The following is an 11,717-nucleotide window of genomic DNA, read 5'->3' on the forward strand; positions in this document are numbered from 1 at the left end:
GCGGGGCCGCAGCCGGGCGTTGCATATCGCGAAACCGTCTTGCCGGGACTGGCGTGCCAAAACGGCGGGGGCGCGGCTATCCTTGGGTGATCCGCGCGACAAGAGGCGCCGTATCGACGCCCTGCATGGTACCATAGGTGCGCCCGCGCGCGCCGGCCAGACGGCTGCTCACATAGGCCTCTGACACCGGCGCCGGGGCTTTACGGATCAGAACTGCCGCCGTCAGCAAGCTGGCAAGGCTTTCGGCATACCACCGTGCCTGCGCCTCATCGGGCAATCGCGGGAACCGCGCCATATGGGTTTTGATCGCCGCATCGAAATGTCGATTCACCCCCGCCGCCAGCGTCAGCTCGTTTGACAGGGCCTCGGCGGTGGCGGGCGCTTTGACCAGCGTGCGCAGGATGTCGAGACAGATGACATTGCCCGACCCTTCCCAAATCGAATTGAGCGGCGCTTCGCGGTAGAGCATCGGCATTGGCCCCTCTTCGACATATCCCGAACCGCCCATACATTCCATCGCCTCGAAGACCACCTGCGGGCACAGCCGATTGCCCAGATATTTCGCCAAAGCCACACCAATACGCGAAAACGCGCGGCCGGATTCGGTGCCGCTGTCGAAACTCTGTGCCACATGCAGCGAAAGCGCCAAAGTGCCCTCGGCCTCCAACGCCAGGTCGGCCAAAACCGATTGCATCATCGGTTGATCAATCAGGCGTTTTTGAAACGCAGTGCGATGCGTGGCCCAATGATGCGCCTGCACCAATGCCGCGCGCATCAATCCCGCCGGGGCGATGGCGGTATCAAGCCGGGTGTGATGGACCATCTCAATGATGGTTTTGACGCCTGCGCCCTCTGCCCCCAACCGATAGGCCAGCGCGCCGTCATATTCGATCTCAGAGGAGGCATTGGCCTGATTGCCGAGCTTGTCCTTCAACCGTTGGATGCGGATGCCGTTGCGCGTGCCCTCAAGCCAGCGCGGCACCAGAAAACAGGTCAAACCACCTTGGGCCTGTGCCAATGTCAGAAACCCGTCGGACATCGGCGCCGAGCAAAACCATTTATGTCCCGTCAACCGGTAATGCCCCTCGGCCGGCACCGCCGTGGTGGCCGTACGGCGCAGATCCGATCCGCCCTGTTTTTCGGTCATCGCCATGCCCAATGTGGCACCGGCTTTGCGGGTCAAGGCCCGCGCCGATCCGTCATAGCGGCGCGAGGTCAATTTCGGCACCCAGTCCTGCAACAGCTTTGGATTGGCCTTGAGCGCCGGCACGGCGGCATAGGTCATCGTCAGCGGACAACAGACGCCCGGTTCGATTTGCGTCATCTGGTATAGCATCGCCGCATGGGTGGCATGGCCGCCGCGCGCGCCCTCCCATGGCAAGGCCGCCATACCTCCGCCGATCCCCGCCTGCATCAAATCATGATACGCGGGGTGAAACGTCACTTCGTCGATGCGGCGCCCACCGGCATCATGGGTGATCAATTCGGGTTTATAACGCTGCGCGGCACGGGCTTTGGCGCGCATCTCCTCGGTGCCGATACGACCGCCGAAATGCGCCAAATGCTCCATATCGGCCCCGCTTGCCGCGGCATGGCACCGCAAGGCCGGATCGGCAGTGAACAAATCGCCATCGCCCATCGGTGCGGGTTGATTGGTGACCTCATGGGTGCCCAAATCAGCCTGCGGCGGGACAGAGCCAGGCGCGGAGGCACGCCCGGAGGCAACGGCAAAGGTGCCGCCAGAAGCAGCAGAATCCGAAGCGGAAATCGGGGGCGGAATGCGCGTCATGTCAAGCAAGGTTCCTCGTCTTGCACCCCAATCGTTGCGGTGCATCTCCACAGCCTCGCAACTGCGGCAGCTATTTGCAATAACCTGCTCATCACAGACATAAATTTAATAAAATGTGACGCGGGGGATTCACAAAACGAATCGCATGTGGCATGGTGTTTGAAGGGTCCGATAGAGGCCGGAATTCAAGCAGTGTTAGGCAGATTTCCATTATGACGTCGCGCAAAAAACCCGGTTTTGGTGTGCTGATCTATTTCGCCGCCGCCCTCAGCATCGGGCTTTATTTCGCCTTTGCCGCCGTGCAGGGCGATTACGGCCTGTTTCGCCGTGCCGAAATCAACGCCGAGCATGACCAATTGGCAGCGCAATTGACCAAACTGCGCGCCGATGTGGCGCGGATGGAAAACCTGACGCAGCGCCTCTCGGACAGCTACCTTGACCTAGACCTGCTCGACCAACAGGCCCGTGATGTGCTGGGCATGGTGCGCAGCGACGAGATCGTCATCCGTTAAATCACACCCTTCCTATCGAGTTTGTCACAACACCATCCGCCGCGCGGCGGGCCGAATTTTGCTGTCAAAACCCCCGTTGGAAATTCCTTCTCGCATCCCTGCGCAGGATGCTGTATAAATTAGTTTAACGCTAAACTAGTTTCATCCCGGAGGAGGAACCCGCCGATGGCCGTCAAGAAAAGCTCAAAGAAACCAAACGTTTCTGCGCAAGAGTTACAAGCCTATTACCATGATATGCTGTTGATACGGCGATTCGAGGAAAAGGCCGGACAGCTATACGGCATGGGGTTGATCGGCGGGTTCTGCCACCTCTACATCGGACAAGAAGCGGTTGTTGTCGGGCTTGAAGCGGCGGCCAAAGAGGGCGACAAACGCGTCACCTCCTATCGCGATCACGGGCATATGTTGGCCTGCGGCATGGACCCGAACGGCGTTATGGCGGAATTGACCGGACGCATCGGCGGCTATTCCAAAGGCAAAGGCGGCTCGATGCATATGTTCAGCAAAGAGAAGCATTTCTACGGCGGTCACGGCATCGTCGGCGCGCAGGTGCCGATCGGTGCGGGGCTGGCCTTTGCCGACAAATACAAAGGCAATGATAACGTCAGCTTCACCTATTTCGGCGATGGCGCCGCCAACCAAGGACAGGTTTACGAGACCTTCAACATGGCCGCCCTTTGGAAATTGCCGGTGATTTTTGTGATTGAAAACAACCAATATGCCATGGGAACCGCGCAAGCGCGGTCAACGTCGTCACCGGATATTTTCACACGCGGTGCCGCCTTTGGTATCCCGGGCGAAGCCGTCGATGGCATGGATGTTCTCGCCGTCAAAGCGGCCGGTGACACCGCCGTCGCGCATTGCCGCGCGGGCAAAGGCCCTTATATCCTCGAGGTCAAAACCTACCGCTATCGCGGCCATTCGATGTCCGATCCGGCCAAATACCGCACCCGTGAAGAAGTGCAGAAAATGCGCGAGGAAAAGGATGCCATCGAACATGTCCGTGATTTGCTTTTGACGGGCAAACACGCCACCGAAGACGACCTCAAAGCCATCGACAAGTCGATCAAGGAAATCGTCAACGCCAGCGCAGAGTTTGCCAAGGAAAGCCCCGAGCCGGCGCTCGAAGAGCTTTGGACCGATATTTACGCCGATGACGCGTCACAGACCGCGTAAGGGAGACAAAACATGCCAAGCGAAATCCTTATGCCCGCCCTCTCGCCCACGATGGAAGAAGGCACATTGGCCAAATGGCTCGTCAAAGAGGGCGACACGGTCGCCGCCGGCGATATCATGGCCGAGATTGAAACCGACAAGGCCACGATGGAATTCGAAGCCGTCGATGAGGGCGTGATTGGAAAAATCCTCATTGCCGAGGGCAGCGAGGGCGTGAAGGTCAACACGCCGATTGCGGTGCTGCTTGAGGATGGCGAAAGCGCCGATGACATCGCATCATCCCCTGCCGGTTCGACTGCGCCCGCTGACGCGTCTGAGGCTGCGCCAGACGAGGCGGCAACGGATGCCGAAGCCCCCGCACCGGCGCGCGCTAAACCCGCCGCCCCCGAAGCCGCCCCTGCCGAGCAAACCCCCGATTGGCCCGACGGCACGCCCATGAAAACCCAAACCGTGCGCGAGGCCTTGCGCGATGCGATGGCCGAAGAAATGCGCCGCGACGAAAACGTGTTCTTGATGGGAGAAGAGGTGGCCGAATACCAAGGTGCCTATAAAATTTCCCAAGGCCTTTTGGATGATTTCGGCTCCAAACGGGTGATCGACACACCGATCACAGAACACGGGTTTGCCGGTATCGGTGTCGGCGCGGCCTTTGGTGGATTGAAGCCGATTGTCGAATTCATGACGTTTAACTTCGCCATGCAAGCCATTGACCAGATTATTAACTCTGCGGCCAAGACGCTCTATATGTCGGGCGGACAGATGGGCGCGCCCATGGTGTTCCGTGGCCCCAATGGCGCCGCCGCCCGCGTCGGTGCCCAGCACAGCCATGATTACGCCGCATGGTATGCACAAGTGCCGGGGTTGAAAGTGGTGATGCCCTACTCCGCCGCCGATGCCAAAGGGTTGCTCAAAACCGCGATCCGCGACCCCAACCCGGTGATCTTCCTTGAAAACGAGATCCTATACGGCAAATCCTTTGAAGTCCCTGCGATGGAGGATTTCACCATCCCCTTCGGCAAGGCGAAAATCTGGCGCGAAGGCAGCGATGTCACCATCGTCAGCTTTGGCATTGGCATGACTTATGCGCTTGAGGCCGCAGATAAATTGGCCAAGGACGGGATTTCGGCAGAGGTCATTGACCTGCGCACCCTGCGCCCGATTGATTATGACACGGTGCTGACATCGGTGATGAAAACCAACCGCTGCATCACCGTCGAAGAAGGCTTCCCCGTCTGCTCCATCGGCAACCATATCAGCGCGACGATCATGACCCGCGCCTTTGATTACCTCGACGCGCCGGTGCTCAATTGCGCCGGTAAAGATGTGCCGATGCCCTATGCGGCCAACCTCGAAAAACACGCGCTTTTGACCACTGATGAGGTGATTGAAGCCGTGAAACAAGTCACTTACCGGTAAGGAGAGAGAGATGCCGACAGAAATCCTAATGCCCGCCCTCTCGCCGACGATGGAAGAAGGCACATTGGCCAAATGGTTGGTCAAGGAGGGCGACACCGTATCCTCCGGCGACCTATTGGCCGAGATTGAAACCGACAAGGCGACGATGGAATTCGAGGCCGTCGATGAGGGCGTCATCGGGAAGATCCTCGTCGCCGAAGGCAGCGAAGGCGTGAAAGTGAACACGGCGATTGCGGTGCTGCTTGAAGAGGGCGAAAGCGCCGATGATATTGGCGCAGAACCTGCAAAAGCCCCAGAGGAGACGCCCGCCGCGCCCTCGGAGCCTGCTGCGCCGGAACCCGCCGCCAAACCGTCCGCATCCGCTGCCCCCAGCGCACCGCAAGACGCGGATGGGAAACGCATTTTCGCCTCTCCCCTGGCGCGCCGTATCGCAGCGGACAAAGGCGTCGATCTATCCTCGATCAGCGGGTCCGGTCCCAAAGGCCGGATCGTCAAAGCCGATGTTGAAGCAGCCCAAGCCGAAGCCCCCGCCCCAGCGGAGAGCGCCGCCCCCGCAGCAGAGCCTGCTGCGGCATCCGCGCCCGCCGCCCTCGCATCCGGTCCCTCCGCCGATGCGGTCAAACGGATGTATGAAGGCCGCGCCTATGAGGAAATACCGCTCAACGGCATGCGCAAAACCATTGCCGCACGCCTTACCGAAGCCAAACAATCGATCCCGCATTTCTACCTGCGCCGCGATATCAAGCTCGACGCGCTGATGAAATTCCGCACGGAATTGAACGGCAAATTGGAAGCCCGCGGCGTCAAACTCTCGGTCAACGACTTCATCATCAAAGCCTGCGCCTTGGCGTTGCAAGCGGTGCCTGCGGCCAATGCGGTGTGGGCCGGGGACCGCGTGTTGCAATTGACGCCCTCCGATGTCGCCGTGGCGGTCGCGATTGAAGGCGGTTTGTTCACGCCGGTTCTCAAGGACGCCGAGATGAAATCGCTTTCGGCTCTCTCCGCCGAAATGAAAGACTTGGCCACCCGCGCCCGCGACCGCAAACTTGCGCCGCATGAATACCAAGGCGGCAGCTTTGCGATTTCCAACCTCGGAATGTTCGGAATTGATAATTTTGACGCCGTCATCAACCCGCCACACGCCGCAATTCTTGCAGTTGGTGCGGGTGTGAAAAAACCGGTGGTTGGCAAGGACGGCGCATTGGAAGTCGCCACGGTGATGTCCGTGACCCTTTCGGTCGATCACCGTGTTATCGACGGCGCGCTCGGCGCAGAGCTGCTCAACCAAATCGTCGACAATCTGGAAAACCCGATTGCCATGCTAGCCTGACCGGCGCGCCGGGTCACCGGCCGGCGCACCGTGAAACAACAAACGCCCGCAGGTTTCTGCGGGCGTTTTGGTTTGAATTCCGGCTGCGGCGTTTTTTACTCACGCGCGCCGATCAATTGATCCATCGACACCGAGGGTTGATCGCATCCTGCCTCACCGACGACCTTGGCCGGCACACCGGCCACCGTCTTGCAGGGGGGCACTTCGGTCAACACAACAGACCCTGCTGCGATGCGGCTGCAATGGCCGATCTTGATATTTCCCAAAACCTTGGCCCCTGCCCCGATCAACACGCCGTTGCCAATTTTGGGGTGGCGATCTTCGTCCTCTTTGCCGGTCCCGCCCAAAGTGACCGAATGCAGGATCGACACATTATCGCCAACCACGGCGGTTTCGCCGATCACGATGGCATGGGCATGGTCAAGGAACAGCCCCTTACCGATGCGGGACGCCGGATGGACATCAACTCCGAATTGCTCCGACACCCGCATCTGCACGAAATAGGCCAAATCACGCCGCCCCTGGCGCCACAGCCAATGCCCGATACGGTAGGCTTGAATCGCTTGGAACCCTTTGAAAAACATCAAGGGTTGGATATACCGGTGGCAGGCTGGGTCGCGTTCGAACACGGCGATGATATCGGCCCGCGCGGCGGCCCCCAATTCGGGATCATCGGCATAGGCGGAATCGGCGATCTCGCGCAGCAATTGCTCGGACATCTCGGCCGAGGCCAACTTTTGCGCCATACGGTAGGCCAAAGCATTTTCGAGCGTTTCATGGTGCAAAATGCATCCATGCACCAATCCACCAAGCAATGGCTCATCGGTCACAGCTTGCCGGGCTTCTTGGGTGATACGAGTCCAGACCGGATCGATCTGGGACAGTGTTGCGCGTTTCTCGGCCATTGTGCCTCGCCTGAACGGCCCCGGATAGGCGTCGCAGTGACGTCGATCAGAGGGATTGCTTTGGCTTTCTCTATAACAGAGCGCAGGCGATGCGGAAATGCAAAGCTGTGATTTTAGCCATTCCGATACGGAATATCCTCTGCCTTGGCGCCGAAACGCAAAAGGGCTGCGCGGAGCAGAACCCGGCGCAGCCCATTGATTTCAGATGACTTTCCGTCTTAGGCTACAACGAGGCTTCGTTTTGCACCAGCGCCATAGCTCGCGGAGATTTGAGCGACGCTCACCTCGAATGCGCCCGTTACCCCATCTGCCGCGCGCATTGCTGCGGTGTAGCTCCAAACCGGCGCGGCAAGGATTTCCTCGCGGATCAAACCGCCGCCTTGGCGGATTTGCAGCAGATAGCTTTCGCTTTCCTCGCCGAGCGGCACCTCGATGCCGTCCCATCCATCCCCGGAAATCCGCGTGCGGCGAATCCACGACAGATCTGCATCCGCGCCCTGCCATTGCGCCTTTAGATGCACCGGTGCAAAGGGGCGCAGGCCAACACCATCGAAGGCTTCGATGCGGTGCACATAGGACGGATCGTCATAGCTGCGCTGTGCAGGGCCAACACGGTAGTGCCGCGCGATATTGCGTTGGTTGGCCGCCAGCGTGATCTGCTGCGGTATGCCGTCAAGCAACACCACATAGGAACCCACCGGCCATTGAGAGGGCATCAATACATCCGATCCCAATTGCCCACGCAAACGGTGTTCGAGAAGATAGGTGTTCTCGCCTACCAGCTGCGCATCACGGAATTGGAAAATCTCCCAATTGCCTGCGCTGCCATCGCCGATCGCCATCAAATTTCCGCCATTAAGCAACCCGAGATCATCAATGCTGGCCAATGCGCCAGAGGTCAATTTCACCACCAAGCCGTCGCCGTGGTCGATGATTCCCATCGGCGCAGCAAACATCGGTGTTTCGGTCACACCGATGGTCGCGCGACTGGAGATCAATTGATCGAGGCTATAGCCGGTATCCGAGCCAGAGGCATAAAGCGCCGCAGTGCCGGGCCATGGTTCCGCCGTGACCGCAAGATGCGGTGCATGGGGCACCTCGTCGCCGGTCATCAACGGCAGATCGAGGAACAGCGGGAACACCGGAAGCGGCGGTGTAAAGGCCCGCACAGCCACCGCATCATCGGCCATATCAATCGGGCGATAGGTTTCCGGTTCGATCCGTACGGCCTCAATCAACTGCTTGTCGCCCTGTTCGACGCGATCAATACGATAGCGCGCCGGCACCCCGTCATTGTCAAGCCGCACGATATCGCCCGCCCCGAGCGGCAGCTTCGAGGGCGGCAAGGCAAAGCGCACCACATCACGGGCGATGCGTGCCTCGGACAGCCACCGTTCGACCACCTGCCGTCCTTCGGCGCGGGTCAAAGACAAAGGCACTTCGGTTGCACCCACCGCATGGGTCTGCTCATCGGGAAGGATCGCTTCTTCGGCAATCACATCGAAATCCCCCTCGGCCTGCACAAACCGCATCCGGACACGCCCGACAAGTTCTGCCTCGGCGGTGCGGGTTTCTTCGACAATACCGTCGAGTTCGCTGGCCACGGCCATCTCGTCACGCGCCACGGTGATGTCGTCAAGGCCATCGCGCATGACGAATTTGAGCGTCCCGCCCCGCTCCACCGCATCAAAGCCATAGCGCAGCATCAAGGGTTGCAATGCCGTCCGCGCGGGTGCGACTTCGGCACGCGTATAGCCGCGCAGATAGCCGTAGAGTTCCGAGACGTCATAACTCAAAATACCGGCCCGCTTGCAAATCTCGGCCACCACATCCGACAGAGGCCGCGAAGCGCTACGTCCTGTCAACCAATGACCGCGTGCATAGTTGTCGCCATCGCTCCACAGTCCGCGATTGTTGGGGAAGAATGGATAGGGGCGCGCATCCCAGGCCCAAACATGGGCACGGCTCATATCCAACATCGGCGCGGCATAAACCTCGCTGACCGGATTGTTGGCCGGATCATCCCAATAACTGAACATCGCGCGCAGGTATTGCATCTGCATCAACTCGTCCCGCCGCCCGTTGGAATAGCGCGGTAAGCTGGATTCAGAAGATTTCGGATCCAGAAACTTGTTCGGCTGGTTGGTGCCCTTATCTACGGCGGCACATCCCAATTCGGTAAACCAGACGGGTTTCGACATCGGCTCCCACTCTGTCGGGTCGGTTTGCCGGACACCATTGATGCGTTCGTGGTGCGCATTCAACCACCAGTTTTTTATATCCTTATACCGGTAGACCCATGGCTCGTTGTGCTCACCATCGGTGATCGGTGTGCGGATTTGCGCGGCGCGGGCATCGACCGAATGATAATACCAATCATAGCCTTCGCCGCCCTCAATGTTGTCTTGAAGGTAGTCGAGATTATAGATCGCGCCCCAATCGGCATCGGTGTGATCGGTGCCGTCGCGCCAATCGGACAACGGCATGTAATTGTCGATCCCGACGAAATCGATGTTGTCATCCGCCCAAAGCGGGTCAAGATGGAAATACCGGTCTCCTGTGCCGTCTTGAGGTTGATAGCCGAAATATTCGGTCCAATCTGCGGCATAACCGATCTTACAATCGGGCCCCAAAATCGCGCGGCACTCGGCCGCCAAAGCGATCAGGGCCTCCACCGCAGGAAAGCGACCATCCGCCCCGCGAATTTGCGTCAATCCGCGCATCTCGGAGCCGATGCAAAACGCCTCGACCCCGCCCGCCGCAGCGCAAAGCGCGGCTTGATGCAAGATAAAGCGGTTGTAGCGCCATTCGGCCGGACCGCTATAGATCACTGTCCCCTCCGACACCGCAAAATCCGCCGCCGTGGCCGTCCCCATAAAGGCCGCGACCTCTGCATCGGCGGCGGCTGTGCCATCCGCCGATGCCGGGCGACCCGGTGCATCATTCAGCGTGATCCGTCCACGCCATGGCAGTTTCGGTTGCGCCGTCGCATCCGAATAAGGATCGGGCAAGGTATTGCCGTCCACCTGATCCATCAAAATAAAGGGGTAGTACATCACCCCCTGCCCGTTGGCTTGCGTCGCCTGAATGGCTTCAATCACCGAGGCATCTGCCGGTGTGCCGCCATATATGGGGCGGTTTTCGGGATCAAACGGAACCAAATCGGCCGTGCTGCGCACCTCGCCTGCAACGGACCATGGCATTTCCTGACCATCGAACTGGGTCTGCTCGACCTTGGGTTTGATTTCGCAATTGGCGGCGCGGAGATCGTTGCCGAACCAAGAGACAATCATCGAAACCGAACCGCAGTTCGGCAATTCTTCACCCAAGGCTTCTAGAGAAGTGGCATAGTCCGATTTGCCCGAAGGCGAATTGACATTGGCCAGTGCCGATTGCCCGACCCCATAGGAGAAATGCACCGGCGTTGTGGCGAGCGCGTATTCGCCGCTGCCCGGCATCATGGCAACGCCTTGGATGCCAAAGGCCGGATCATATTTATGGCTCTCGGTATGGGGCTGCGCGGGACGCACCACCTCGAACGAGAACTGCGGCACGCGGTTGCCGAATTGCTCTAACGCCAGATCCTCGAAAACCACATAGGCGGTGCCGCGATAGGCAGGCACATTACCCGCCCCCTCGACGGCTTCCATTTTGGGATCCGGCAATTGATCCGCTGCACCGGTGTAAACACGCATATTCAAACCATCGCGCGATATTTCGCTGCCATCTGCCCAAATGCGGCCAATACTGGTGATCTCACCCTCGCAGACCGCAATCGCCAGACTGACAGTATAACTATAGGACCGCACCGTGGGTTTTGGCGCGCCCTTGCCGCCTCCAGAAACCGATACAGTTTCAGAGAAATTGGTCGCCCATATCACATGGCCCCCGACCCGCATTCGGCCATAGACCTGTGCAATTGGGTCGCCTTCGCCGGAGCTGGTCAAACGGAAGCGGTCGATTTGCCCATGCTCGACGGCTTCGGCGCCGTTCCCCATGATACGTTGATCGACGGCTTGGCCCAATGTGGCCCCTGCCAAACGGCCAACAGCCGCCGCTGAGACACCCATAAGCGTGCCCCCCACCGAGCCGCCGATCGCCGCACCCGCCGCAGATAAAAGGATCGTCGCCATCACACAGTCTCCTCAGGAAAAGCAAAACGCGCCACAATACGGCGCTGCCATGGCAGGCTCAGCGGGCTTTCAACCACCGCATGACCTGAATAGGCGTGAATAAATGTCGGCATGCCGCCGGTCAGCGGCACGTGGCCTTGAAGGCCCAAATGTTTGGCCACCGCACCCGCCCGCATCCGAAACAGCAAAACATCGCCGGGCGCCGGATCATCACGGCGCTTGAGAACAAGATGCGCAGTGGCCGCGCGCCACAGAACTTCGTCGCCCTGAGGCTCCGACCAGTCTTGCGTATAGGCCGGAACAGGTTCCGGCTCCGCGCCCAGCACCTCACGCCAGACGCCGCGCAAGAGGCCAAGGCAATCGGTGCCCGCACCTTTGACGCTGGCTTGATGTCGGTAGGGCGTGCCAATCCAGCCACGCGCCGCCGAAACGATATGATCCCCAACCTGCACCATA

General features: G+C 59.5%; 8 protein-coding genes. 4 read left to right on the forward strand and 4 right to left on the reverse strand.

Going from position 1 to position 11,717, the window contains the following annotated elements:
- Positions 1-76 precede the first annotated feature (76 nt).
- A complete protein-coding gene (locus tag DI396_RS00855) occupies positions 77-1,789 on the reverse strand; it encodes an acyl-CoA dehydrogenase family protein (RefSeq protein WP_110794281.1) in 1,713 nt (570 codons plus the stop codon).
- 212 nt (positions 1,790-2,001) lie between these two features.
- On the opposite strand from DI396_RS00855, the gene DI396_RS00860 reads away from it, so the two are divergent.
- The 4 genes from DI396_RS00860 to DI396_RS00875 all read left to right on the forward strand — a co-directional run bounded on the left by DI396_RS00860 (position 2,002) and on the right by DI396_RS00875 (position 6,223).
- Positions 2,002-2,301, forward strand: coding sequence for an FtsB family cell division protein (locus tag DI396_RS00860; protein ID WP_110794282.1), 300 nt, complete (start codon positions 2,002-2,004; stop codon positions 2,299-2,301).
- Positions 2,302-2,466: 165 nt separating this feature from the next.
- Entirely contained in the window at positions 2,467-3,477 is a 1,011-nt protein-coding gene (pdhA, locus tag DI396_RS00865; protein WP_110794283.1) for a pyruvate dehydrogenase (acetyl-transferring) E1 component subunit alpha, read from the forward strand.
- A 12-nt stretch (positions 3,478-3,489) separates the two neighbouring features.
- Entirely contained in the window at positions 3,490-4,893 is a 1,404-nt protein-coding gene (locus DI396_RS00870; protein WP_110794284.1) for a pyruvate dehydrogenase complex E1 component subunit beta, read from the forward strand.
- Positions 4,894-4,903: 10 nt separating this feature from the next.
- Positions 4,904-6,223 carry a pyruvate dehydrogenase complex dihydrolipoamide acetyltransferase gene (locus tag DI396_RS00875; RefSeq protein ID WP_110794285.1) on the forward strand — a complete coding sequence of 440 codons (1,320 nt, stop codon included), beginning with the start codon at positions 4,904-4,906 and terminating at the stop codon, positions 6,221-6,223.
- Positions 6,224-6,318: 95 nt separating this feature from the next.
- Here DI396_RS00875 and cysE read toward each other — a convergent pair whose 3' ends face one another.
- From cysE to DI396_RS00890, 3 genes are all read right to left on the reverse strand, one after another.
- Complete coding sequence (gene cysE, locus DI396_RS00880; protein ID WP_110794286.1) at positions 6,319-7,128, reverse strand: serine O-acetyltransferase; 810 nt, start codon at positions 7,126-7,128, stop codon at positions 6,319-6,321.
- 218 nt (positions 7,129-7,346) lie between these two features.
- Entirely contained in the window at positions 7,347-11,261 is a 3,915-nt protein-coding gene (locus DI396_RS00885; RefSeq protein ID WP_110794287.1) for a baseplate multidomain protein megatron, read from the reverse strand.
- Positions 11,261-11,716, reverse strand: a complete 456-nt coding sequence (locus DI396_RS00890) for an NlpC/P60 family protein (protein WP_110794288.1) — start codon at positions 11,714-11,716, stop codon at positions 11,261-11,263. The genes DI396_RS00885 and DI396_RS00890 overlap by 1 nt, the downstream gene beginning before the upstream one ends.
- Position 11,717 lies beyond the last annotated feature (1 nt).

Origin of the sequence: Litorivita pollutaquae (assembly GCF_003205515.1) — a bacterium.
GTDB lineage: Bacteria > Pseudomonadota > Alphaproteobacteria > Rhodobacterales > Rhodobacteraceae > Litorivita > Litorivita pollutaquae.

Excerpts from the sequence above, each read along its gene's own strand:
- DI396_RS00875 (WP_110794285.1), top strand. The coding sequence starts at position 4,904 with ATGCCGACAGAAATCCTAATGCCCGCCCTCTCGCCGACGATGGAAGAA.
- DI396_RS00870 (WP_110794284.1), top strand. The coding sequence starts at position 3,490 with ATGCCAAGCGAAATCCTTATGCCCGCCCTCTCGCCCACGATGGAAGAA.
- pdhA (WP_110794283.1), top strand. The coding sequence starts at position 2,467 with ATGGCCGTCAAGAAAAGCTCAAAGAAACCAAACGTTTCTGCGCAAGAG.
- DI396_RS00885 (WP_110794287.1), bottom strand. The coding sequence starts at position 11,261 with ATGGCGACGATCCTTTTATCTGCGGCGGGTGCGGCGATCGGCGGCTCG.
- cysE (WP_110794286.1), bottom strand. The coding sequence starts at position 7,128 with ATGGCCGAGAAACGCGCAACACTGTCCCAGATCGATCCGGTCTGGACT.
- DI396_RS00855 (WP_110794281.1), bottom strand. The coding sequence starts at position 1,789 with ATGACGCGCATTCCGCCCCCGATTTCCGCTTCGGATTCTGCTGCTTCT.
- DI396_RS00890 (WP_110794288.1), bottom strand. The coding sequence starts at position 11,716 with ATGGTGCAGGTTGGGGATCATATCGTTTCGGCGGCGCGTGGCTGGATT.
- DI396_RS00860 (WP_110794282.1), top strand. The coding sequence starts at position 2,002 with ATGACGTCGCGCAAAAAACCCGGTTTTGGTGTGCTGATCTATTTCGCC.